This window comes from Actinoplanes auranticolor, assembly GCF_018332655.1.
Taxonomy (GTDB): domain Bacteria; phylum Actinomycetota; class Actinomycetes; order Mycobacteriales; family Micromonosporaceae; genus Actinoplanes; species Actinoplanes auranticolor.
The window spans coordinates 1-23,082 of sequence record NZ_BOQL01000083.1 but is presented as its reverse complement, the minus strand read 5'-3'; the positions used below and the strand labels follow the sequence as shown (position 1 = coordinate 23,082).

At 68.7% G+C, this 23,082-nt stretch carries 14 protein-coding genes, 1 tRNA gene and 2 pseudogenes; 11 read left to right on the top strand and 6 right to left on the bottom strand.

What is annotated here, in order from left to right; translation table 11 throughout:
• Window positions 1–883: 883 nt before the first annotated feature.
• From Aau02nite_RS42950 to Aau02nite_RS42925, 6 genes and pseudogenes are all read left to right on the top strand, one after another.
• Window positions 884–1,419 (top strand): annotated as a pseudogene (locus tag Aau02nite_RS42950) (hypothetical protein).
• Window positions 1,420–1,743: 324 nt separating this feature from the next.
• Window positions 1,744–2,031: a hypothetical protein gene (locus Aau02nite_RS42945; RefSeq protein WP_212994445.1), complete on the top strand. Its 288-nt coding sequence runs from the start codon at window positions 1,744–1,746 to the stop codon at window positions 2,029–2,031.
• A gap of 47 nt (window positions 2,032–2,078) precedes the next feature.
• Window positions 2,079–4,109, top strand: coding sequence for a GGDEF domain-containing protein (locus tag Aau02nite_RS42940; RefSeq protein WP_212994444.1), 2,031 nt, complete (start codon window positions 2,079–2,081; stop codon window positions 4,107–4,109).
• Between the two features lie 359 nt (window positions 4,110–4,468).
• Window positions 4,469–5,209 (top strand): ANTAR domain-containing protein, encoded by a 741-nt coding sequence (locus Aau02nite_RS42935; protein ID WP_212994443.1) that lies wholly within the window; start codon window positions 4,469–4,471, stop codon window positions 5,207–5,209.
• Window positions 5,210–5,589: 380 nt separating this feature from the next.
• Window positions 5,590–5,949 (top strand): response regulator, encoded by a 360-nt coding sequence (locus Aau02nite_RS42930; protein ID WP_212994442.1) that lies wholly within the window; start codon window positions 5,590–5,592, stop codon window positions 5,947–5,949.
• The gene (locus tag Aau02nite_RS42925) at window positions 5,946–7,433 is read left to right on the top strand and encodes a DUF7125 family protein (protein WP_212994441.1); all 1,488 of its coding nucleotides are present in this window, start codon (window positions 5,946–5,948) and stop codon (window positions 7,431–7,433) included. Before Aau02nite_RS42930 ends, Aau02nite_RS42925 begins: the two co-directional genes overlap by 4 nt.
• 561 nt (window positions 7,434–7,994) lie before the next feature.
• Here the strand turns inward: Aau02nite_RS42925 and Aau02nite_RS42920 are convergent.
• Window positions 7,995–10,127 carry a S8 family serine peptidase gene (locus Aau02nite_RS42920; protein WP_212994440.1) on the bottom strand — a complete coding sequence of 711 codons (2,133 nt, stop codon included), beginning with the start codon at window positions 10,125–10,127 and terminating at the stop codon, window positions 7,995–7,997.
• 202 nt (window positions 10,128–10,329) lie between these two features.
• Between Aau02nite_RS42920 and Aau02nite_RS42915 the strand changes: the two genes are divergently transcribed.
• Complete coding sequence (locus Aau02nite_RS42915) at window positions 10,330–13,002, top strand: helix-turn-helix transcriptional regulator (protein ID WP_212994439.1); 2,673 nt, start codon at window positions 10,330–10,332, stop codon at window positions 13,000–13,002.
• Window positions 13,003–13,026: 24 nt separating this feature from the next.
• Here Aau02nite_RS42915 and Aau02nite_RS42910 read toward each other — a convergent pair whose 3' ends face one another.
• The 3 genes from Aau02nite_RS42910 to Aau02nite_RS42900 all read right to left on the bottom strand — a co-directional run bounded on the left by Aau02nite_RS42910 (window position 13,027) and on the right by Aau02nite_RS42900 (window position 16,591).
• Entirely contained in the window at window positions 13,027–14,094 is a 1,068-nt protein-coding gene (locus tag Aau02nite_RS42910; RefSeq protein WP_212994438.1) for a hypothetical protein, read from the bottom strand.
• A gap of 520 nt (window positions 14,095–14,614) precedes the next feature.
• A tRNA-Val gene (locus Aau02nite_RS42905) sits at window positions 14,615–14,703 on the bottom strand.
• A 719-nt stretch (window positions 14,704–15,422) separates the two neighbouring features.
• A protein-coding gene (locus tag Aau02nite_RS42900) for an IS3 family transposase (protein WP_212994437.1) occupies window positions 15,423–16,591 on the bottom strand; the annotation gives its coding sequence in 2 pieces (ribosomal slippage) (window positions 15,423–16,304 and window positions 16,307–16,591; 1,167 coding nt in all).
• Between the two features lie 79 nt (window positions 16,592–16,670).
• Here Aau02nite_RS42900 and Aau02nite_RS48165 point away from each other — a divergent pair.
• Together Aau02nite_RS48165 and Aau02nite_RS42890 are read left to right on the top strand one after the other, a co-directional pair.
• Window positions 16,671–16,955: a hypothetical protein gene (locus tag Aau02nite_RS48165; protein ID WP_438841234.1), complete on the top strand. Its 285-nt coding sequence runs from the start codon at window positions 16,671–16,673 to the stop codon at window positions 16,953–16,955.
• 97 nt (window positions 16,956–17,052) lie between these two features.
• On the top strand, window positions 17,053–18,558 hold the full coding sequence (locus tag Aau02nite_RS42890) for a flavin-containing monooxygenase (RefSeq protein WP_212994436.1): 1,506 nt from the start codon (window positions 17,053–17,055) through the stop codon (window positions 18,556–18,558).
• On the opposite strand, the gene Aau02nite_RS42885 is transcribed toward Aau02nite_RS42890, so the two are convergent.
• Window positions 18,539–19,609, bottom strand: a complete 1,071-nt coding sequence (locus Aau02nite_RS42885; protein ID WP_246595869.1) for an oxidoreductase — start codon at window positions 19,607–19,609, stop codon at window positions 18,539–18,541. The genes Aau02nite_RS42890 and Aau02nite_RS42885 overlap by 20 nt on opposite strands.
• A gap of 83 nt (window positions 19,610–19,692) precedes the next feature.
• A pseudogene (locus Aau02nite_RS47985) lies at window positions 19,693–19,812 on the bottom strand (hypothetical protein); the annotation flags it as partial.
• A 764-nt stretch (window positions 19,813–20,576) separates the two neighbouring features.
• Here Aau02nite_RS47985 and Aau02nite_RS42875 point away from each other — a divergent pair.
• Both Aau02nite_RS42875 and Aau02nite_RS42870 read left to right on the top strand, forming a co-directional pair.
• Window positions 20,577–21,503, top strand: coding sequence for an ABC transporter ATP-binding protein (locus Aau02nite_RS42875; RefSeq protein WP_212994433.1), 927 nt, complete (start codon window positions 20,577–20,579; stop codon window positions 21,501–21,503).
• On the top strand, window positions 21,500–22,348 hold the full coding sequence (locus Aau02nite_RS42870; protein WP_212994432.1) for an ABC-2 transporter permease: 849 nt from the start codon (window positions 21,500–21,502) through the stop codon (window positions 22,346–22,348). The genes Aau02nite_RS42875 and Aau02nite_RS42870 overlap by 4 nt, the downstream gene beginning before the upstream one ends.
• The last annotated feature ends 734 nt before the right edge of the window (window positions 22,349–23,082 follow it).

The following is a 23,082-nucleotide window of genomic DNA, read 5'->3' as shown; positions in this document are numbered from 1 at the left end:
GTAGCCGGCAGCACCTCGCCGGTCATCGCAACCACGGGCGCGGCAAATACACAGCCACCCACAACCTGAGTAGAGCCACCAACCCTGCGACGACACTGTCCTGCCCGTCGGCGTCCTCAAGGTGGGTCACGCCGGAGAACATGCCCCGCCCCACCAGCACGACGCCGACGGCCGGCCATGCCACCACCACGGTCCGCTTCGCACCTGTAGTCGCCCCATCTGCACCGTCATCGATTGAACTCGAACAAGGCATCCGGCATGGGTGGGACCGGACGCACTCCGTTGACGAACTCTAGCCAGCCTTCGCGGTGGTTTTCGTAAGAATGTCCAAACGAAGGGGCCCGTACGGCGGGCGCAGAGTCATTTGTGCTGTCCGGCGCTGGCAGGGTGGCGACGATCGTCGTGGTGACGCCGGCCGAGGCGTACTTCGAGTGCCCCTGCCGCGGCGAGAAGACCGAGCTGCACGCGCCGGCACCTGACGAGCGCACCATTTGGGCCGGCGGCGTCGAACGACTCGCGGCTTCCGTTCCGGCTCGACGCGGTGATCGACGCCGCCGATCTCGCCTCCGCCCTCGATGCGGTGGAGACGCACATCGCAGCGTGACACGCGCCTCGGCGGCACAGTCCCGGATCGCAACTCGGTCAGCTGTGCCCGCGGGCGCGGGCGAAGGAGTACCGAGACCGCCGCAGCGCTCACGCCGGCAGCACGCGAATCGGCAGCTGAGTGAGCCGGCCGGTGGCCAGCCCAGGGCGGCCGCAGGTCCCGGGTGCCTTTGTTGGCCGGGTCGGACCACGGGCACTGCGAGGTCGCGTCAATCGGCACGAGTCCCTGTGCCCTGTTACGGTCCTGCGTTGTCGGTCGCTGAGCCCTGGGGAGAACGACATGCTCGCCGAGCACCTTCGCGACACCGCGGTGACCGCAGCGGTATTCGGGGTCTTCGCATCCAGCTGGTTCGGCTGGGCTCAGGAGGCTCCCCGCCCGCCTGGCGAAGGCCGCTGATCGCCGGCGCGGTCGCGTCTGTCCTGACGTCCGTAGCGGGTGTGCTGCTGGCGTGGCGGTACTGGCACGACGGTACCGCGTTCGACGGCGATACCAGCCGCGCATTCGGCATCGTCGTAGGCATCGAGTTCGGAGCCGCCGCGCTGGGAGCCGTGGCGCTCGCGGTACGGCGTCACCGCGGGCTGATCCCGGTCTGGATCGCGTTCGTGGTCGGGGTGCACCTGTTCCCGGTCGCATCGCTCATTCGGTACCCGGCCATCCACCTCGTGGCAGCGCTGATCACGTTGGCTGCCCTGGTCTCCGTCCCACTGGCACGGTCCCGATCGATCACCCTGAGCGCCGTCGTCGGCACAGCCACGGGCGCAGTACTACTCACCGCCGCCCTTTGCTCCCTTGCTGTGGCAGCACTCGGACACTGATCTCTCGCTCACCACCTGGTGTCGTAGCCCACGGTCAGCACCCCGGCGTGACGCACTCCAGGACGTCCACCAATCACGTGGACCGGTCATCCAGCGGATTTCGCCGCAGCCGTGCTCCCGAACCCACCAGCAATACCCGCCGGCCAAGGAAACGTCGGTCAAGCCGGTCGTCTCACCACGTCACCACTGCCCGCTGACCGCTCGTGAGGCCGTCTTCGTGTGAATTCGCTGAAACGACCACAAGCCGCTGCCGGTCGTTCAGTTGCGAACTTGCCGCGATCCGGATGCGAGCCGCGGCGGGGCCTCAGCCGCGGCGCGCTCATCGTGGCGACGCTGGGCGGCCAGCACATTGGGCATCTGCGCCTGGAGGTGGCTGAACCGCCGCCTGGGCTTGCGCCGGACGAGGCAAGCCCGGGCCTCGTGCCTGCGCTGTTGGAGCGCATCCGGCTGACGGAGGAGTCCACGAATGTGGTGGTGTCGGCGATCCGCCGCCACCAAACGCTCGTGAACTGCGGCTTCTCATTCTGCTGGGAGACCACCATCACGCTCGCGAGGCTGGACGGAGCGGCAGGCCCGTTCTGGCCCGGAACCCTAAGGTTCGATGTCTCTTGACCGAAGGGGTTGGAGTCCGGTGCCCACCGACGCTGAGCATGCGAGGGATGAGGGGCGCTGCCGAGATGATGCTTCCCCAGGCCGATCGCGCACTGCGGTACGTCGCCGTCGCCGCGATGCTGGCCAACATGTGCACGGCGGGTTGGCACGCGCTCGACATTGCGGGCTGGTCGACGCAGTTTGTGGTCTCTCTGTTCGGCGTCGGGCTCTCGATGGTGATCGGAGCCGCACTGGCGGCGCGGGTCGGGTGGCGCGCCGGGGCCGGCGGGGCACGCTGGTTCTGGTGGCTGCTCGCCGGCGGGTACCTGGGCATCGGTGGGGCGTCCTGCAGCACCCTGCTCGCGGAGCTGAACGACGAGTCGGTCGGGTACGGGATCGGCACTCCGGTCTCCCGGGCGTTCGCCATCGCGACCATGGTTCTCGTCGTGGTTGCGATCCTGCGACTCCCCGTTCATGGTCGGGCAGGTGGCGGCCGGCGACGGCTCGCGCTGGACATGACCATCGTGATGCTCGCAACGGTGGTGTACGTCTCCTACTTCATTCTGGCGGTCTGGCTGCGACAGCCGGGTGATGGCGTCGTGGCCATCTCCACGCTGTTGCGGGCCTGTGGGGTACTCGTTGTCGTCTTCGCTGTCACACGCGTGATGGTGGCCGGCTCGGCAGCGGTCAACCGGCTGACTCTTGGGCTGTTCGCGCTCGCGGGGCTGACGGAGGTCGTTCGCGCTGGGCTGGCCGTGGCACTCGCCGACACCGACAGGATGTCCATCGCCCTCGCCGTGTCGGCGATCTTCCGTACGCTGCTCATCGCGGTGCCGTTGGTGGCGATGATGGCAATGGGCGCACAACGGCCCGCCTCCGATCAACGCAGACGGCCGTTCAGTCTCCTGCCCTACGCGGCGGTCGCGGCGACCTACGCGCTGTTGGTGCCGGCCTTCCTGAACGGCCCCACCGCTCGCGGCGTGATCGTGCTCGTCGGAGCAATCGCGATGACCGCACTGGTCGTAGTCCGGCAGGCGTTCGTGCTGACGGACAACGCTCGCCTGCTGGGCCGCCTCGACACGACGCTCAGCCGAGAGCAGCGGCTGGCTGAGGCCGGTACCGAGCTGATCGGCGCGGGCGGTCCCGAGGACATCTACCGCATCGCCGCTGAAGCCGGACGCGCACTGCTCGCCGGCCTATCGGCGGCCACGTGCTCAGTCGCCGTGGTGGCGCCTGACTACTCGACGGCACAGGTGGTCGCAGTGGCGGGTGACGACGCCGGGCCGCCGCTTGGTTCCACCATCGCGATTCCGTCCGCGCTCACCGAACGGCTGGTCGGTGGCAAGCCGCTGGTGAGTGACGACGTTTTCCACACCCATACGGCGGACGAAACAGGGCAGTGTCTGCTGGCACTGGTCGTCGATCGGCGTCTCGTGGCCGTGCTGACCGCGACCGCCGACGGCCCGATCGGTGCCGACGCCGTGAAGGCACTGGACACGCTGCGCACTCAGCTGACCCTCGCGTTGGAGAATGCGGCCAGTACGGCCGAACTGCGCCACCTGGCCATGCACGATCCGCTGACCGGCTTGGCCAATCGTGTCTTCCTCCACGAGCGACTTCGGCAGGCGCTGGCCCGCTCCCGCCGGCACACCGCCGACACGGCAGTGCTGCTGCTCGACCTCGATCGCTTCAAGCAGATCAACGACACCCTCGGCCACGAGGCCGGTGACGAGGTGCTGCGCGAGGTCGCCCGGCGGATCGACCAGACCGTACGGACCGAGGACACCGCGGCCCGGCTCGGCGGCGACGAGTTCGCCGTCCTGGTCGAGGATCTCGCCGATGACGACGCTGCGGTAACCATCGCCGAGCGCATCACCGCAGCGCTCGGCCGACCGGTTACCTTCGGAGGGCACCCGCTCTCGATCGGGGCGAGCATCGGCATCGCCTACTCCGAGGACGGCCCCGCTGACCCGGACGACATCATGCGCCGTGCCGACGCGGCGATGTACCACGCCAAGCGGGAGGGTCTCGGCCATTACTGCGCGACCGTCCCAGACGCCTCCTCCCCCCGGCGCACCCAGATAGCAACTCGGCTCTGACGTGCAGGCGCAAACCCGCCAAGACACTGCGACACGTGCTCGATAACCACCAGGCGCTCGCGCGGAGGTAGCGTCTGGAATGTCAGTGAGCCTTTCCGAGTAACGGACGTTGACGTTGGGTGACGATCGTCGTCGGTCCATGCGGTCTCAGGCCCTGGTAAATCAGCCGTCGAGAACCTCGGCACACCGGGCGGAACCCTCTGGCCGGGCGTTTCACACGAGGCCGCAGCAGTCATACAACGGCGGACCTTCCCGTCTGGACCGCAGGGACGGGCCGTGACCCGATCGAGGTTGAGTGGAACCGCTGTTTCGGGGTAGGCGTCTAGCTGCCCCCTTGACCGGCTAGGCACGGAGGACACATGGCGACGACTCAGCCATCATCAACGTTCAAGGCCGACACGCCGGGTCCGCTGGCTGAGCTTCTCGTGACCCTCGCCGGCACCCCGGACGACGTGCCGGCTATCGACGTCCAACTCAAGATTCTCGTCCAGTTGGCGGCCGACAGAGTCGAAGGCGTCGACTACGCTTCCGTGACGACACTGCGCAATGACGCCTACAGCACTGTTGCCGCGAGCAGTGAACTCGCCGACGCTGTCGACCAAGCGCAGTACACCGGACACGGCGGCCCCTGTATGCAGTCGCTGGACGACAACAGGCCCGTCACGCTGCCCGACATCGCCAACACGATGATCTGGCCCCGGTTCCGTGAGGCGGCCATTAGCATGGGCCTGTCCTCCTCGGTCTCCATCCCCGTGGTCGTCGGCAGCGGCCACACGGTTGCCGTGCTGAACCTGTACGGGCGCGACGCCGCCACCATGGCGCCGTTGATCATCGGGGTGTGGGCCCTCTACGACCCGGAACGGCCCCTGCCATCTGACATCGACGGCCTACCCGACCTGGGCAACGGCGGCACAGAACTCCTGACCGGGTTCGCTGAAGCGCTCACCGTGCACTCCACGATCCAACTCGCCCTCGGCATGATCATGGGCCGTGCTGGCATCACCAACCACGAGGCTTACCTGAAACTGCGCCTGAGGGCCATCGATTCCGGTACCTCGCTGCTCGCCGCCGCGGACGCCATCATCCGCGAAGATCTCTGAGCGGTACGGTCAACTCCGGCTGCTACCACTACCACGGGACCGCCGTACGAGCCTTTTTGATGGAATCCCGGCTCCCTGTGGGCCCAGCTCAAGCCAGACACGCGGGCCTTCGGACGTGCGGCAATGACATGCGATCACCGGTTTTACCGCTTATACCACGGCGTGAGCCTCCGTGATGGAGGAAGCCCAACTTCCTACGCTGCGTCCTCCCCCGCACCGTCGGAGCGTTGAGCGGTCGGATTCCTGGCGAACAGGAAACCCGACGCACTCCGACGCGCCAAGGCCCTGCGGACGGGAAGTCCGTCGCCGACGTTTTGTGGCGGTATACCCTCGCTGGGGTCGGGGGCCGCGGAGGCTGCTGCGGCGAACGGATGGTTTCGGTGGGCAGGATTTTGGTGGTCGAGGATGAACCGGATCTGCGGTTCATGTTGCGGCGCGTCTTCACGCGTGCTGGTCACGAGGTCACCGAGGCAGGTAACGGTGCCGCCGCTCTGGCCCTGGTGCACGAGTCGCCACCGGATCTGGTGGTCACCGACATCATGATGCCCGTGATGGACGGCGTGGAACTCATCCGTCGGCTGCGAGCCGACCCGGTGACCGCGGCGATTCCGATCCTGTCGGTCAGCGGTGACTGGCACTTGGCGGTCAACGCTGACGCAGCGCTGGCCAAGCCCTACAAACACGCAGAGTTACTCGCGGTGGCCGAAGGTCTGCTCCGGGAAGGACGTGGCACGAAATGAAGCGGCTGTCGACGGGGCTGGCGGACCTGGACCTGATCCTCGGGGGTGGACTGGAACCGGGCTCGGTGGTGGTGCTTGCCGGACCGCCCGGTGCGGGTAAGACGATCCTGGCCCAGCAGATCTGTTTCGCCAACGCCACCGCCGAGCACAAGGCCATCTACTACACGACCCTGTCGGAGCCGCATTCCAAACTGGTGGAGCACCTACGGGGATTCGAGTTTTTCGACCCTGAGTCCCTGGGGCCGAAGGTCGAGTACGTGCACCTGGGTGACATGCTGCGCGGCGCGGCCACCAAAGACCTCGAACCGCTGATCGACGAGGTGGTCCGCAAAGCCCTCGACGACAAGCCGGTCCTGGTGGTGATCGACAGCACCAAGATGCTGCAGGATTTCGTCAGCGACCACGCCCTGCGGATGGCGCTCTACGACCTGACCAGCCGCGTCGCGCACAGCGGGGCAGTGCTGCTGCTGTTGGGTGAGTACACCCCGAAGGAGATGCGCAGCGGGGTGGAGTTCTCCCTCGCCGACGGCATCATCGAGCTGACACACAAACGCCGCGAGCCGATCGACCGGCGCGGCCTGCGGGTGATGAAGATGCGTGCCGCCACGCACCTCGGCAGCACCCACACGGTGCACATCACCGCCGACGGTTTCCAGGTGTATCCGAGCATCGAGTCGTTCCTGCCCGAAGAGGTGCCGCCGAAGAGCGGGCGGATCTCTTCCGGGATCCCCGGGCTGGACGCGTTGATGGGCAGTGGGATACCGGAAAGTGACGCCACCCTGGTCCTCGGACCGTCCGGCGCGGGTAAGACCATCGGCTGTCTGGGCTTCGTCGCTGAAGGCCTGGCCCAGGACGAGCGGTGTCTCTACATCACCTTCCAGGACACCGCGGATCAGCTGGTCGGCATGGCGGGCAAGTTCGGGTGGGACTTCGCCGCCGCCCGCGCCGACGGCCGGCTGGTGATCTCGCACGTGCCGATGGGCAATCTCGACCTCGACGTGCTGGCCTCGGTGATCCGCCATGGCCTCGCCGACGGCACGACCAGCCGGATCGTGATCGACAGCCTGGCCGAGATGGCCCACGCCGCGCGGGAGGCCGAACGGTTCCCGGCCTACCTGCGCAGCCTCGTCGGGATTGTCCGCGCCGCCGGCGCGTCGCTCTGGGTCACCAGCGAGACCAGGACGTTCGGACCCCTGGACGACCCTCTGGCAGGGCTCATGTTCCTGTTCCACAACGTGATCCAGATCCGCTACATCGAGCACCGCTCCGAGATCGGCCGGGTCCTCAACATCCTCAAGATGCGCAACAGCCGCCACGACCACGCCATGTACGCCTGCCACATCACCGACGACGGCGTCACCGTCGGCGACAGACTCGAAAACCTCACCGGCATGCTCGGCTGGAGCGTCCTCCGCGACGGCCCGATCACCCCAGCACACGACGAGACCTCAGCACCGGGGCCGTGGCGTCATGGGCAAAGATGATCTCGTTCGTAAGTACTGACGTACGAAGCCACAGAGCGGTCCCTGTAGCGTCGGACCCGGCTACGGCACTCGACAGACAAGAGGCGCCATGGGCTGGACCACGGATGCCGGCGACGCCCTGTTCCGTGCACCGGACGACCGGCACGAGGCCGAGCAGCCCACATCGGCGCCCGACGACAGCCGAGAAGCGATGCGACGACTACGGCTGCCCTTCGACGCCAGCCCAGCCGAGAGGCGCAGGCTGCCCTGTTCGAGGCTCTGGCACAGACCGCCGACGATATTGCGCGGACGGAAGACAACAGCGCCGAGGTCCACGACAACGCCGCAGCGCACCTTCCGGGCGCTGCGGAGCATGCCGCACGCGCCCGGCGTTTCGCCGCTGCCGAACGGGCGGCAGCCTCGGCGGGACCGCTCCGAAGCTACGCAACCCGCACGCCGCGGACCGGTGGACGTGGATCGTGATCGCCGCCTACACCCAGTTGCGTCTCGCACGCCACCTCGCCCAAAAGCATCGAAGAACACAAAAGACGCCCTGGTTAAACAACAAGCTCAGGTGCAGGGTCACCACAGCACGGCGGGCATGGGGATCTCCGAGGCGAAGGCGAACCCGGTGTGCCAACGGCGCAGGTCGCTGGAGAACGCGCCACCAGTCGACGCGGCCACGTAGACGTCCGCCGACGCGCCCCTGGTGAACGCGATCAGGTCGTCGCTGCCGTCGCCGTTGAAGTCCCCGGCGCCCGGCACGGCTGCGGGTCCGACGGCGAAGTTCCAGCCCCAGCGGGTGGCCGGGACGAGACGGAGGTGGTCGGACGCCTGCGCGACCGCGACGACGGACGACGACCGGTCCACCGCGGCGACGTCCGCGCGCCCGTCGCCGTTGAAGTCTCCGGCCACCGGCACCTGCGTATCGCTGAGGAGGTGGTCGAGCCGCCGGTACAGGATGGTCAGGCCGCTGCCGGTGGAGCGCCCCACGGTGACCTCGTTGCGTCCGAATCGGCCGACCGCGAAAATGTCGTCGCGCCCGTCGCCATCGAAGTCGCCGACCAGTGGGACCTGGTCGTCGCCGACGAAGTCGTCGTGCCAGCGGACCGACGTGCCGACGAACCGCGAGCCGTCGGAGAGCGCCACATAGACGTCGCGGGACGCGCCGCGGGTGAGGGTGGCGATGTCGGCTCGCCCGTCGCCGTCGAAGTCGCCCACCAGCGGCGTCTCCCGGCCGGCGGCGAACCACGTGTGCCAGAGCTCGGACGGACCGAAGGAGGTGCCCCTGGATCGGGCCACGTAGACGTGTGCGGCGTTGCCCCGGGTAAAGGTGATCAGGTCGGCCCGCCCGTCACCGTCAACGTCGCCCAGCAGCGGGTACTCGTTGCCGGCGGAGAAGTACTCGTGCCAGCGGGTCGCCGGGCCGAACGCGCTGCCCGTGGAAAGTGCGACCGTGACGTCGGCCGCCGCGCCCCGGGTGAAGCTGACGATGTCGTCGCGACCGTCGCCGTTCACGTCGGCCCCGGTGCTGCCGAAACCGTCGTTACCGGGGCCACGTGGTTCACCCCGCAGGATCAGGTCGGGGGTTCCGCGGGGGTCGGTGACACGGTCGCGGAGGGCCTCGTCGGCCAGCCGGGCGGCCACCAGGGCCGGTTCGGCGGTCGGAAACAGGTCCAGGTACCGCGCCACCGTGCCGGTCACGTGCGGGGCGGCGATGGAGGTGCCACCGGCGCTGCGGGTCGTCGCCGTGTCGCTGGTGGACACCGTGGTCCGGATGGCGTCGCCCGGCGCGAAGATATCGGCGCACCGTCCGTACGCGGCATCGGGCACGCGGTAGCGCAGCGCGTTCACCGAACTTACGGTGAGCACCTCGGGAACCCTCCCCGGTGACTGCAGGCAGGCGTCGTCGCTGCTGTTGCCGGCGGACGCCACCACGGTTATGCCGCGGGCCACCACCGCCGACGCCGCTGCGTCGAGCGGCGCGAAGACGTTCGAGCCGACGCTCATGTTCACCACCGCCGGCCGCACCGCGTGCTCGGCGATCCAGTCCAACCCGGCGATGATGTCGGCGGCCGTACCGCCGATGCAGCCGAAGACCCGTACGGTGTGCAGCCGGACCTCCTTGGCCACACCGTGCACCCGGCCGCCGACGACACCGGCCACCTTCGTGCCATGGCCGTTGCAGTCCCCGGTCCCCCAGCGGTCGATGCCGTGCTCCACGAACGATACGTCGCCGCTGGCCCGGCCCTCGAAATCCAGGTGCGTCTGGCGCAGGCCGGTGTCCACGATGTACGCGTGCACCCCCGCGCCGCTGGTGTCGAACGGGTACGCCGAGTCGAAACTGCCGTCCAGCAGGTCCAGCCCCCAGGAGGGGTCGGTCTGCACGTCGTGCAGGATCGCCGGCACGTCTTCGGCGACCTGCGCAACCTCCGGTTCGATACTCATCTCCTTGGCGACCGCCTCGGACATGCTGATCGAGAAGCCTCGCAGGGCATGCCGGTACGTGTGCCGCAGTTTGCCCTCGTGCTTGGTCAGTAACCGCTTGACCGTGTCGTCGACGTCGGCGGGTTTCTCGGTCTTCAGTACGACCACGTAGGCGTCCTCGAGCCGTTCCGCGTCCTGGCCCGGATCCGGCGCGGCGTGGCTCGCCGTCGACTGGCTCAGGACGACGGCGGTGACGACGATGACCGCCAGAACACGACGCGACAGCATGAGACGGTGCATCCTCGGCAGATCCCTCCGGTACGCCGGGCGCGACCCGCCTCGGCTCAGCAGATCCCAGCATGCTTTGCGGCGCGACACATGAGTGCGTCGATACTCAACCACCGACCGGGCACAGCACACGCGCCCTGCGACGGCGCAGAGCGCCGATTCGGAGCTGATGTGTGCGTGCCCCGCCTGCCACCCTGGAGCGGTGACGCGTACGGGACGATCGGATCTGCCATTGATGGGCCGGGTTGCGGAGCTTGATGAGATCCGCGCGCTGGTGGCCGGACCCGGCCGGGGAGTGCTGCTCGCCGGTGCGGCGGGAGTGGGCAAGAGCCGGCTGGCCCGGGAGGCCACGTCCGGGTTGCGTGCCGACGGCTGGCAGGTCCTGGCGGCCCATACGTCGGGGTCGGGCACAGGACTTCCGCTGGCGGCTCTGACGCCGCTGCTCCCGGCCTCCCGGAGCGGGCCGGACATCAGCGGTAGCCCGGTGCAGCGCGGCTTGCGGGCCCTGCGGGAATGGGCTGCCCGACACCACCAGGGACGGACGCTGCTGCTGGTGGACGACGCCCACCTGCTGGACGACGTCTCAGCCACTGTCGTTCACCAGGCCGTGGCCGAGGCAACCGTGGCGCTGCTAGCCACGGCGCGCACGTCAGCGGTGACTCCGGCCGCGGTGACCGCCCTGTGGAAGGACGCCGGGGTGTCACGGATGGAGCTGTCCGCACTTCCCGCCGCGGACATGGACGCGCTCGTCCTCGCGGCTCTGGACGGACCGGTCGAGGGACGCACGCTGCGCCGGCTTCGCGACGCATGCGCCGGCAATCCGCTGTTCCTGCGTGAGCTGCTGGTCTCGGCCCGGGAGGCCGGGCTGGTCGAGCGGTCGGATGGGATCTGGCATCTGAGCGGTCCGCTCGGCTCCGCGGCCCGGCTCTCCGAACTGCTGCGGGGCAGACTCGCCACCACCGAAGCCGCCGAACGCGACGCACTGGAACTGCTGGCTCTGGCTGAACCCCTGTGGCTGCAGGATGCCGTCGCGATGACCGGCGAAGACCTGCTCGAGACGCTGGAGCGCCGCGGGCTGGTCGCGGTCATGAGCGGAGACCGACCGACGGTGCGACTCAGCCACCCGCTCTACGGTGAGCTGCTGCGCGCCGATGTCCCGGAGCTTGCCCGGCGACGGCACAGCCGCCGGCTCGCCGATGCGTTGCAGGGACCCGCGTCACCGTCGAGCGAGGATCTGGTGCGGATCGCGTTGTGGCGGTTGGATGGCGGCGGGTCGCTCGATCCGGCCCTGATGCTGGCGGCCGCCGAGGAGGCGGCGCTGGTCCGGGAATACGCTCTGGCGTACCGACTGGCCGAGGAGGCGTACCGGGCCGGCAAGGGTGTCGCTGCCGGGCTCTCGGCCGTCCGTGCCCTGTTTCACCTTGGACGCCTCGACGAAGCGCTGGACCTGTGCACCGAGCTGGTCGGCGTTGCCGCCCGCGACGACGAACGGTGCATGGTGGCCGTTCAGCATGCCGCGGTGCTGGTGCACGGCGCCGACGACGTGCCGGCCGCGTTCGAGGCGCTGGACCGCTCCGGGGTCCGCGACCCCGAACACCGCGAACAGCTCGACGTGTTCCGGCTGTACCTTCGGTCGTACCAGTTGGACTGCACCGTGGTGGAACCGGCACGGGCAGGGTTCCGCACCGGCGGTTCGGTCGAGGTACGACTGGCAGCTGCGGGTGCCGCGGGCGGCGCGTTGATGCTCGCCGGGCGTTTCGCCGAGTGCGCCGCCCTGGTGGCCGAGGCGTTGCCGATCGCCGCCCGGCACAGCGGGTCCGGCCGCACGCACGCGGACAGCATGCCGGTCGCCCTCGGCGCGATGCGCTGCGACCTACCTGACCCGGTCGGCGCCGCGACCCTGGCCGAGGCCGCGTACGAGTCCACGCTGCAGCCGGCGGATCTGCTCGGCCAGGCGCTGACGGCCTTCTCACTGGCCCGGATCGCGCTGGCCCGCGGCCGCCCGGTGACCGCACTGCGCTGGGCCAGAGAATCCCGGTTCGCTGCTGGGCATCTGCGGCTGGACGGCGTCTGCCGGTGGGCGTCCGCCCTGCGCCTGCAAGCCGCTGTACAAGTCGGTGCGGACAGTCAGACCGCGGAGGCGCTCGACGATCTGCGCCGCCGCCCGGCCGGTGCCCGAAGGGTCCGGCTGTTCGACATGGAGGTGGCCCGGGCGCAGGCGTGGCGGGCAGCCACACTCGGCGACGCGGCCGGGGTCCGCGACGCGCTGGTCGACGAGGTGGCCCGCCACGGTGACCTCGGCGCGGTCGGCGCCGGCACGCTGGGCGCGTTGGACCTGGTGCGGCTGGGTGAGCCTGCTGCGGCGGCGCGGCTGTTGCGCGCTTACCCGCCGCCGGGCGGCTGGCTGTTGGGGGCGGTCACCGTCGACTACGCCGCCGCGGCCGAAACGCGCGACGGGACCGCGCTCGTCACCGTGGCGCGACGCTTCGCTGGGTACGACATGCCGCTGCACGCCGCCGAGGCCGCGATGCTGGCCGCCTCCCTCTGGCGGGCAGCAGGTGACCAGCGGGCCGGTGGGCGGGCCCGGCTGCTCGCCGAGACCCAGCTCACCCGCTGCGAGAATCCGACCACGCCGGCTCTGCTACTCGGCGGGCCGGCCGGGGATCTGACCGGCCGGGAACGCGAGATGGCGCTGGCCGCCGCGCACGGCGAGTCCGCCCCCGCCATCTCGGCCCGGCTGCACCTGTCGGAACGCACCGTGGAGAACCATCTGTACCGCGCGTACGCCAAACTCGGTGTTGCCGGCCGCAGCGAACTGCGGGCCGCCCTGGCGATTGACCCACCGGACGGCCCGCTGCTCCGGCGCGATCGCTGAGCGCCGTTCGATCCCTGTGGTAACTCAGTCTCCGGTGGTGAATCGCACGCGGCGGCGGCGAGCCGTCAGCGACAGCGCCACGCCGGCGGCCAGCAGCACACCGGCCGCCACAAACGCGCCGGCCCCGGCGCCCGTCACCGCCAGCCCACCGGCCTGCCCGCCACCGGGCTCCCCGGGTGCGGCCGGCGGGGCGCTGCCGGAAGGCCCGGAGCCGGACGGCGACGCGCAGGGCACCGCGACCGTGGTGTGTCCGGCGAACCGCACCCCGGTCACGGAGTCACGGACCACCAGGTCTGACCCGGGCTCCAGCGGCAGATCCACGGTGTCCGAGGCGCCGGGAGCCAGCGCCCGGGCATACGGCACGGCCGAGCCGCCGACGACAACCTCCACCCGGACCACGCCCTCGGCCTGATTGCGAAGTTCCAGCCGGCTGCCCCGGCAGTCGTCTGCCACCGTGACCCGCACCGCGCCCGGGCCGCAGCCGGCCGGTCGGCGGAAGGTGTGCTGCAGCCAGAGCACGGCACCCGGCCCCACCGAACCGGACACCAGCCGGAACACCGCACCGTCGGCCACCGCCACCGGCACCTCCGTGACGCCCGGCTCCACCGGTGGCAGGGCCCGCCCGGCCGGGTCGTGCCCGGTCTGCAGCAGCAGCCCGTCCACGGCCGTGGACCCGGAGTTCTGCAGACGGAGCATGACCGAGAAGCACTCGTCGGCGGCGGTGAGCGCGAGCCGGGGTGCGTCGGCACAGTCGTCCGGCACCTGGTAGTCGAAGGTCTCGTCCGGCAACCCGGCACGGCGGACCACGAAGATGTCCCCGTCGCCGGCGCCGTACCGGTGCTCGCCTCGATTGCCCATCGCGAACTCGTCCAGGACCATGCCGTTGCGCAGCACCGTGGTGGCGATCGGCTCACCGCCGAGCACAGGTCCAGCGTCCCAGCGCAGTTGCGCCACGCCGCACAACTCTCCGAAGTTCAGCAGAGGCGGATCGGCGGCGGCGGGGGCTGCGGTCCCGAGCAGCAGACCACCTGCCGACACCACCGCGGCGACGGCCACGGTCAACAGTCGGCGAAGCGGTGCGTGGCGAATCATCAGGGTCCGACCTTCCATCGCGGAAACAGAGCGAGGCGCCGGCGATCTGAAGTGGCCGGGCCCAGGACACCCCAGCGCATCCCGGCCGGCACGGGCATGAGTACCCGGACACTCAAATCACCGGAGACACCGCGCACACCGCCTGGCCACGCTCCCGATGCCGTTATGGTCGCCCGACCACTTCGCCTGGAAGAGGAGGCATCCGGTGCCGCCGCGAGCCCCGACCCGGACCGCCCGCCCCACGTCTGCCGCACCGGCGAGCACGACCACGGCGCCAGTGATCGCCGCCCACCACGACCGTCCGCGGTGACGCAAGCCCGGACCGCTGGGCTCCGACGCGCGAACAGGTGAAGACCGTCGATGACCAAACCGTCGCGACAGACAGCCATACCGACCGCGCAACCGAGCCGGACCAGCCAAAGATGATCTTGTACTCCCCCGTTTGCTCCCAGCGTAAGGAGCCACAAGCAACGGGCCGTTATCGGAATCTCGACAACGAGCCGTTGACCTGCACAAACCTTGGTGGGCGATACTGGGATCGAACCAGTGACCTCTCCGGTGTGAACGTAGTCCAACCACGGCACTGACCAGGGACAATGTAGATCACCCCTGCTCAGTCACGGTCGTCCGACGCTGCTGAACGCCGCCCGGCGCTGTTCGACGGTGCTGATTTCAACCCCGCCTGCTCCCCGTCCGATTACCGGTTTGGGGAGCAGCGCCGCACCGCCCACCCCGAACAGCCCGATTCCATCGTCGCGCCGCTCCCCACCATTGCCGACGACAACCGCTGAACAGCGCAAGCACCATCGCTGACGAGGAGCAGACTGCTCCGCACTCCGCCATCACCTCAGCCAAGCCCAACGACCTGGTCAAGTCAGCGCCGTGCTCCCAACACGCTCCCCACGGGCCACGACGCCAAGGTCACGCAACCGGACGACCCCACTGCGCCGAGCGGCTGGTCGGATCGAGGCTCTCCAACGCGCCGTGGACCCGTCACGGCCGCCGCCGTCAGCCGATGCACCCACTTCGGCCTCCAAACGAACAAGTAGTCCTTCGTGTGCTTTCTGTACGCCCTGACCGGCAGGAAAATGGGGGTGGTTGCCCGCTGACGTCGCCTCGGCTTGGTCCATGAGACCGTCAAGTAGTCTGACGCTGGGAGCCGGTTCCAGGGCCCTGCATTGTTGCTTCGAGCACGCGAGTCCGCCTCTGTTCTTCCCTCGGCCCCGTGGGCAGCCACCCCTGATGGTGTCTGCCACGAGGAGTCAGGTATGGAAGCAACCGAGGAGAGCACCGAACGGGTCTGCTGCACCGAAAGGTGACAGGTTCAGTCACGCGGCCTGACTGGCCGGTGGGGTCATGATGGTCTCGTACTCGATAGGGGTCAACCGGGCCAGGGATCGTTGGCGTCTTCGGCGGTGGTAGGTCCGTTCGATCCAGGTCACGATCGCAGTCCTCAGCTGCTGCCGGGTCGACCAGCTGCGGCGGTTCAGGACGTTGTTCTGTAGCAGGCCGAAGAACGATTCCATGGCGGCGTTGTCGCCTGCGGCGCCGACTCGGCCCATCGAGCCGATCATGTGGTGCTGGTTCAGGGCTCGGACGAATTTCCGGCTGTGGAATTGCGATCCGCGGTCGGTGTGCAGCACGCAGCCGGCCACGTCACCGCGGCGAGCGACGGCGTTGTGCACAGCGTTGACCGCCAGCCGCGACTTCATCCGTGGGTCGATGGAATAGCCCACGATGCGGTTCGACCACACGTCCTTGATCGCGCACAAGTAGAGCTTGCCCTCACCGGTGCGGTGCTCGGTGATGTCAGCCAGCCACAACCGATTCGGGCCCTCAGCGGTGAAGTCGCATTTGACGAGATCGTCGTGCACCGGCGGGCCCGGCCTACCGCCCTTGCCGCGCCGTCGTTTGCGGCTGAACGCGCTCCACCATCCCATGCCGGAGCAGATCTTCCAGGCGGTGCGCTCGGTCATGATCTCGCCAGCGGCGCGGGCTTCGTCGGCCAGGAACCGGTAGCCAAACTCCGGGTCGTCACGATGGGCGTCGAACAGCGCATCCGCCCGATACGCCTCGGCCAGTTCAGCGTCAGTCACCGGATGGGCCAGCCACCGGTAATAGGGCTGTCGAGCGATATGCAGTACCCGGCACGTCACCGCGACGGGAATCCCGTCAGCGGCGAGCTCGCTCACGAGCGGGTAGAGCCTTTTCCCGGCAGGTTCGCCTGCGACAAATACGCCGCGGCCCGGCGCAGGACTTCGTTCTCCTGCTCCAGCAACTTGATCCTCTTGCGGGCCTCGCGCAGCTCGGCCGAGTCGCTGCCGCTCACGCCAGGCTTGCCGCCTTCGTCGCTGTCGGCCTGGCGCAGCCACTTGAACAAGGTCATGGGGTGGACGCCGAAGTCCTTGGCGATCTGCTCGACCGTCACGCCGGGCTCACGGTCACGAGCGACCCGCACGACATCGTCGCGGAACTCGCGGGGGTAGGGCTTGGGCACAGCAACATCCTCCCAGCTCACCCTCAGGGCAAGCCATCTCAGATGTCACCTTTCGGTGCAGCAGACCCGATAGCGCGCGATGATCGAAGTGAGCCATCCGGCCCCGCAGGTCGGCACCGGGTTGGAGCAGGGCATCAGCCATCCGGGGCAGAGCGACCGGGCGCACCTGATGGCGCAGGCGCTGCTCACCGGCGCGGACCGCGCCCGAGTGGATCGGCTGCTGGAGCAGGTGGGCTCAACGGCGCCGCGCAGCAGCGCACCGGTGACTACTCGCTCGGCATGCGGCAACGGCTCGCGGTCGCGACCGCCCTGCTGGGTGATCCGTCGGTGCGCTGGTGCGGTCGTCGCGGTCCGCCGGGCCTGAACGGCGATTGACGGCACCGAGGCAGGATCGGGGGCTCGGTAGGGCAGATGTCGCTCGCCACACGGGCGTGCGGACGTTCGCTGTTTACAGTTCCCGCATGGCGTATTCAACTCCGTCGGTGGCTGTCATCGGCGCCGGATTCGGTGGCCTCGGCATGGCAGTGGCGCTGAAGCGTGCAGGCATCGACTCGTTCGTCATCTTCGAGAAGGGAGACGACGTCGGCGGGATCTGGCGCGAGAACACGTACCCGGGCTGTGGGTGCGATGTGCCATCGCACCTGTACTCCTTCTCGTTCGAGAAGTACCGGAACTCGACTGTGCGGTTCCCGGCTCAGGCGGACATTCTCGGCTATCTGCGGGACGTCGCCGAGAAGTACGGACTTCGCCGGCACCTGCGGACGGGCACGCCGATCGTCGCGGCGCTCTACGACGACGACACTGCCACGTGGACGCTGCAGACCGCTGCGGGGGAACAGCACAGGTTCGACGTCGTCATCTCTGCGGTCGGCCAGTTGCACAACCCGAAGCTCCCGGAGATCCCCGGCCGTGCCGAGTACGCCGGGCAGTCGTTCCATACCGCGACGTGGGACGCGGCGGCCGAACTGGACGGCAAGGAGGTGACGGTGATCGGTACGGGGTCAAGCGCTGCCCAGCTCCTGCCGACCGTCGCCGGCCGCGCGCGGCGGGTGACCGTCTATCAGCGGACGCCGAACTGGGTCATTCCCAAGCCGAGCCGGCAATTCAGCACCGCGACGAGCCGGGCGCTGTCCCATGCTCCGGTGCTGCACGACGTGCTGCGCGCGGCCACCTACCTCGCTGCGGATACCGTGCTCTCGCCGGTCATCTCGCGCGGCTGGTCGGCGCGGCCGGTCACCGCGCTCGCCCGGTGGCATCTGCGCCGGCAGGTGCGCGACCGGGACCTGCGGGCCCGGCTGACCCCCGACTACCCGGCCGGGTGCAAGCGCATCGTCATCGACAACGGCTTCTACCCGGCGCTCCAGCGCGACAATGTCGAGCTGGTCACCGACCCGATCGCGCGGATCACCCGGGACGGCGTCGAGACGGTCGCGGGGCAGCATCGCCGTGCGGACGTCATCGTGTACGCCACCGGATTCCGGACCACCGAGTTCCTGGTACCCATGGACGTGGTGGGCAGCGGTGGGCGAAAGCTGCAGCGGGAGTGGGCCGACGGCGCCGAGGCTTACCTCGGCATGGCCGTACCCGGCTTCCCGAACCTGTTCCTCGTCCACGGACCGAACACGATTCTTGGCCACAATTCGAACGTCTTCATGATCGAGTGCCAGGTCCGCTACATCATGAACTGCCTGCGCATGTTGCCCGGCACGCTCGAGGTGAACGATGAAGCGATGCGCACGTACAGCGAGTGGCTCCGGCGCACGGTGGGCCGGACCGTGTGGCCGGCGGGCTGCCTGAGCTGGTACAAGACCGAGTCGGGCCGAGTGACGAACCCGTGGCCGGCGTCGACGTTCCAGTATTGGCGCCGAACCCGCCGCGACCCGGCGCCCGCCTTCACCGTCCGCCTGCCCGCCGGGCGCGCCGCCGTCCCACCGGACACCGGCCTGATCACCGACCGTGTGCGGTAGTCCGCGGACCGAGCAGGGTGTCGCCGGCGGGGAGACGATGACGGACATCGATCACTACTTCGAGGGACAGAACCCGGAACTCGCGAACAAAACCAGGCGCTCGGTGGCGGGCATCATCTGGCATTATGCGGGCCCCGCCTCCACTGCGCCGTTGGGTACTCAGCCGTTGACGCCGAGCCGTGGCCGCCCAGACGACGGTCACGTACCAGGGCTTGCCGTTCACGGGTTCACCGCTGGAGGAGCGTCGTGGAGGCCGGGGTAATCGATGTATCCGATCTCGTTCCCTGCGTAGAAGGTGGCAGGGTCCGGGACGGCGTCCCGGGGCTGCGGTTCTCCATCGGTGGGTGAGGTCGGGGTTGGCGATCGCGGGGCGGCCGACCGCGACCACGTCGGCCATGCCGTTGCGCAGGATGCGGCCGGCCTCGTACCGGTCGGTGATGGTGCCGAATCCGGTGTTGGCGATGAGCGGTGTCGCGAAAGCGCGGCGCAGGTGCCGCACGAGGGGGCCGTCGATGTCGGGGTGGATCATGCTGGTGTAGCCGAGTTCGAGGGGCCGGACGGCGTCAGCGAGAGCGGTATAGGTGGCGAGGAGGTCGTCAGCGTCGGTTTCGCTGGTTCCCTGGATGTTCGCGCCCGGAGAGATCCGGAATCCGACACGATCGCCTCCGATCGCCGCTGCCACGGCTTCGATGACCTCGATGACCTCGATGACCTCGATGACCTCGATGACGAATCGTGCCCGGTTCAGCGGGCTGCCGCCGTAGCTGTCGCATCGCTGGTTGGTGTTGTGAGCGAGGTACTGCTGGAGCAGGTACCCCTTGGCGCTGTGCAACTCGACCGCGCCGAAGCCGGCGGCGATCGCACGGCGCGCGGCCATAGCGTGATCGTTGATCAGGCGCTTGATGTCGGAGGCCGTGGCTTCCCGCGGTACCGGGTGGCGGGGTACCTGGTGCACGGAGTGCGCGGTGACAGGCTCGTAGCCGATCGCGGACGGTGCCAGCATCTCCCGGTCTCCGTTGATGTCGGGGTGGGTGAGGCGACCGGCGTGCATGGCTGGAGGCTGATGCGCCTGCCGTGCCGGTGTACGGCGTCGGTGATCTGCCGCCAGCCGGCAGTGTGCGGCTTGAGGATGCCCGGCTGGTGAGGGTAGGCCCGGCCCTCGCCGTGGTTGGTGGCGATGACGAACAGGCCGCGCTCGTGCGCGGCGTCGACCAGGGCGCGGCGCAGCGGGAAATGGCTCTGCACGTGCACCACGTCGGGCTGGACCTCGTCGAGAATCCGGCGGGCTGCCGCGCGTAGCCCGGGGGAGGGCAGAACCGGAAACCTCGGTGACCCGGCACCGGCAAGGAACGCGCCCGGTGCCGCAGTGATCGTCGCGGCCTGCCCCTCGATGAGCACGAACGGACCAAGCACCAGATACGGATACTCGAGCACCACCTGGCGAGATAGGCCAGGTCCCACAGACGGGTGTCAGATCCACGGCAAGAACCTTCGGCCGAAAGTTCCACACCGGACTGCCGACCGACCGGGCGGGAATACCTGAGGGCGCGTTTGATTGACTGTCATCGATTGCTTCCAATCCCGCTACGTCGTTCGTCTGGTGCTGATTCCTTCCGAGCGAATCTGAGACGACCGTTAATTCGGGCTGCCCGCTCCTACGACACCGCGTCCTAGCTGACCGGCGGTCACTGAGCTTGCCGTCAGCCGACGCGCTGCTTACGTGCGGTGGAGCTCGGCGAGGACGGCGACCGCCCCAGCGGCGCACGAGACACCGGCAAAAGATCAAGCTGACCGACAGAGACGGCCTCCGCAGGCCGCGGACCAGATGGAACGCCGAAGCTATGCCGCTCCGACCCTACGGCTGTGCCGCCTGCGCCTTGCCGGCCAGGGAGCAGGACGTCGATGCCGCGCTGGGCACCCTGGCCCGGCCGACCGACCCGAGCGCCGTATTAACGGTCCTCTCAGATTCGCCCGATAAGAAATAGGTATCAGATGAGCTACGTGAACCGAGGAGAGCGATGATTGAGGCGCGACAGTTGACGAAGCGGTACGGGAATAAGACGGCCGTCGACGGGGTCGAATTCACCGTCCAGCCGGGCGCGGTGACCGGCTTCTTGGGGCCGAACGGTGCAGGCAAGTCCACCACCATGCGGATGATCATCGGTTTGGATGCGCCGACGTCCGGGACGGTGACCGTCAACGGGCACCGCTACGCTCGGCACTCTGCGCCGCTGCATGAGGTTGGTGCGTTGCTGGAGGCCCGGTCGATCCATCCTGGACGATCTGCGTTCGACCATCTGATGGTCTTGGCGTACACCCACGGCATCTCGCGGGCCCGGGTGGACGAGGTGATCGAGATGACGGGTCTGCAGGCGGTAGCGCGCAAGCGGGCCGGTGCCTTCTCACTCGGCATGGGACAGCGTCTGGGTATCGCCGCGGCACTGCTCGGTGACCCGCAGACAATCATGCTGGACGAGCCGGTCAACGGGCTCGATCCCGAAGGTGTGCTCTGGATCCGCAACCTGCTGATCGGTCTGGCCGCCGAGGGCCGGACTGTTTTTGTCTCATCTCACCTGATGAGTGAGATGGCGCTGGTCGCCGACCATTTGATCGTGGTCGGCCGCGGCCGGGTGCTGGCCGACACCACCGTGCAGGACATGGTCCTGCAGGCCGGCGGCGACACTGTCGTGGTCGCGAGCGCCGATCCCGCCGCCTTGCGGCGGGTACTGGCCGGTCCGGGCGTGGAAATCACCGGCCGGCCGGGATCGGAGGAGCTCAGCGTGACCGGCCTGTCGGCGCGCGAGATCGGGCTCAAGGCGGCCGAGCACGGTATCGCCTTGTTCGAGCTCACCGCCAAAACCGTCTCCCTCGAACAAGCTTTCATGGAACTGACCAAGGACTCCGTCGAGTACCACGCTACGAGTACCCCTGTGAGGGCAGCATGAGCATCATCACCGAAACCCGGCCTCGACCCGCGACGCCGCCGTCGCACGTAACCAGCCATGTGAAGGTGACCGGCCGGCGGGTGCTGCGTTCGGAGTGGGCCAAGCTGTGGTCGCTGCGCTCGACCTGGATCACCCTGGGTCTCGGGCTGGTGTTCCTGCTGGTCCTCGGCGCCATCGCCGCATGGCAATACAAGTCGTCCTTAAACTCGGGTCGGCCGATGGATGATGACTTCGCCGGCGCAACGACCTACAGCGTCGCGCTGTTCGGGGTGCCGTTCTCGTTGATCGCTTTCGGGGTGCTGGGGGTGCTGACCGCCTCGGGCGAATACACCTCCGGCATGATCCGGTCGACATTGGCGGCGGTGCCGCGTCGCTTGCCGGTGCTGTGGTCCAAGGCGGTCGTCTACGGGGTGCTCGCGTTCGTCATCGGCACGGTCGGCGCGGTTGTCGGGTTCCTGATCAGCAGCGGGGTGCTGTCCGGCACCGCGATCGCGATGAGCATCTCCGATGATGGGGTACTGCGTGGTCTGCTCGGCGCGGGGCTCTACCTGGGCTTGGTCGGAGTCATCGGGGTGGCGATGGGCACGCTGCTGCGATCCACTGCCGGCGGAATCTCGGCGCTGGTAGGCACGTTCCTGCTGGTGCCCGGGCTGATGTCCCTGCTGCCGAAGTCCTTGCGGGCCGACATCACCCCGTACCTGCCCAGCAACGCCGGCGAATCAATCTTCGCCCTGCACCACAGCACCGACACGCTGTCAGCCGGCGCCGGTTTGCTGGTGCTGCTCGGCTGGACGGTGCTCGCGCTGGGCGGCGCCGCGTACCGGTTGATGCGCTCGGACGCCTGATCCGCATTGAGGAGTTCACGCGCTGCGGCACCCGGCTGTGAACGAGCATAAACCGGTGGGCAGCGACAACACCGCCAGCGGTGTCCTGGTCGGGCACCCAATGGCCGGTCGGGCTGTTCACCGCCGGGCGGCGCCTACGGCAGCGGGACGCCGGGCACCGGTGGGTGCTGGACACCGTCGTGGTCGTGATGATTCTCCTGATGTTCCCTGAGCCCGACCTCATTGACGATCGACCCGCAGCTGAGCCTGGTGTCGCTGCGCAACGAGATCCGCGGCCTCGGCCACACCGCCCCAAGTTCCGCGGCGGTGGTCCTGACCGATGCTCGGATCATCGCGGACCGGGCGGACTCGCCGTCTCTGCATGCCTTGCGCACTTGTGTCAACGGCGGATTAGAACTGTCTCAGACCGCCGTCGACACACTTGGCTAAACGGTGGGAATGCGCCGATCGTCCGGCACCTGAGTCCTTTCCCTGCACCCTCGTGCCGCACGACGGCCCTGACCTCTCCGGCTGGGGACCTGCAGGTAGGCCATGGCACCTGACAACCCGACCGGCAGCCGCCGCGGCCCGACGATGAGCCTCACTGTCCTGGAACAGGCCAGCAACCGAGACGGAAGGGCAACCTAAGACCCTAGTAAATAAGGGTTTCCGGTGGCGGCAGAGCGGCTATCGATGTCCGTGCCCGCGTGCGGCGTGGCGTCGTGACATGACGAAGGGCCTTCGGTACGAGCAAA

What these genes read in the sequence shown, in the direction of transcription:
- Aau02nite_RS48165 (WP_438841234.1), top strand. Translation starts at nt 16,671, where the DNA reads ATGATCGAAGTGAGCCATCCGGCCCCGCAGGTCGGCACCGGGTTGGAG.
- Aau02nite_RS42940 (WP_212994444.1), top strand. Translation starts at nt 2,079, where the DNA reads ATGAGGGGCGCTGCCGAGATGATGCTTCCCCAGGCCGATCGCGCACTG.
- Aau02nite_RS42885 (WP_246595869.1), bottom strand. Translation starts at nt 19,609, where the DNA reads ATGCACGCCGGTCGCCTCACCCACCCCGACATCAACGGAGACCGGGAG.
- Aau02nite_RS42935 (WP_212994443.1), top strand. Translation starts at nt 4,469, where the DNA reads ATGGCGACGACTCAGCCATCATCAACGTTCAAGGCCGACACGCCGGGT.
- Aau02nite_RS42870 (WP_212994432.1), top strand. Translation starts at nt 21,500, where the DNA reads ATGAGCATCATCACCGAAACCCGGCCTCGACCCGCGACGCCGCCGTCG.
- Aau02nite_RS42920 (WP_212994440.1), bottom strand. Translation starts at nt 10,127, where the DNA reads ATGCTGTCGCGTCGTGTTCTGGCGGTCATCGTCGTCACCGCCGTCGTC.
- Aau02nite_RS42890 (WP_212994436.1), top strand. Translation starts at nt 17,053, where the DNA reads ATGGCGTATTCAACTCCGTCGGTGGCTGTCATCGGCGCCGGATTCGGT.
- Aau02nite_RS42910 (WP_212994438.1), bottom strand. Translation starts at nt 14,094, where the DNA reads ATGATTCGCCACGCACCGCTTCGCCGACTGTTGACCGTGGCCGTCGCC.
- Aau02nite_RS42875 (WP_212994433.1), top strand. Translation starts at nt 20,577, where the DNA reads ATGATTGAGGCGCGACAGTTGACGAAGCGGTACGGGAATAAGACGGCC.
- Aau02nite_RS42925 (WP_212994441.1), top strand. Translation starts at nt 5,946, where the DNA reads ATGAAGCGGCTGTCGACGGGGCTGGCGGACCTGGACCTGATCCTCGGG.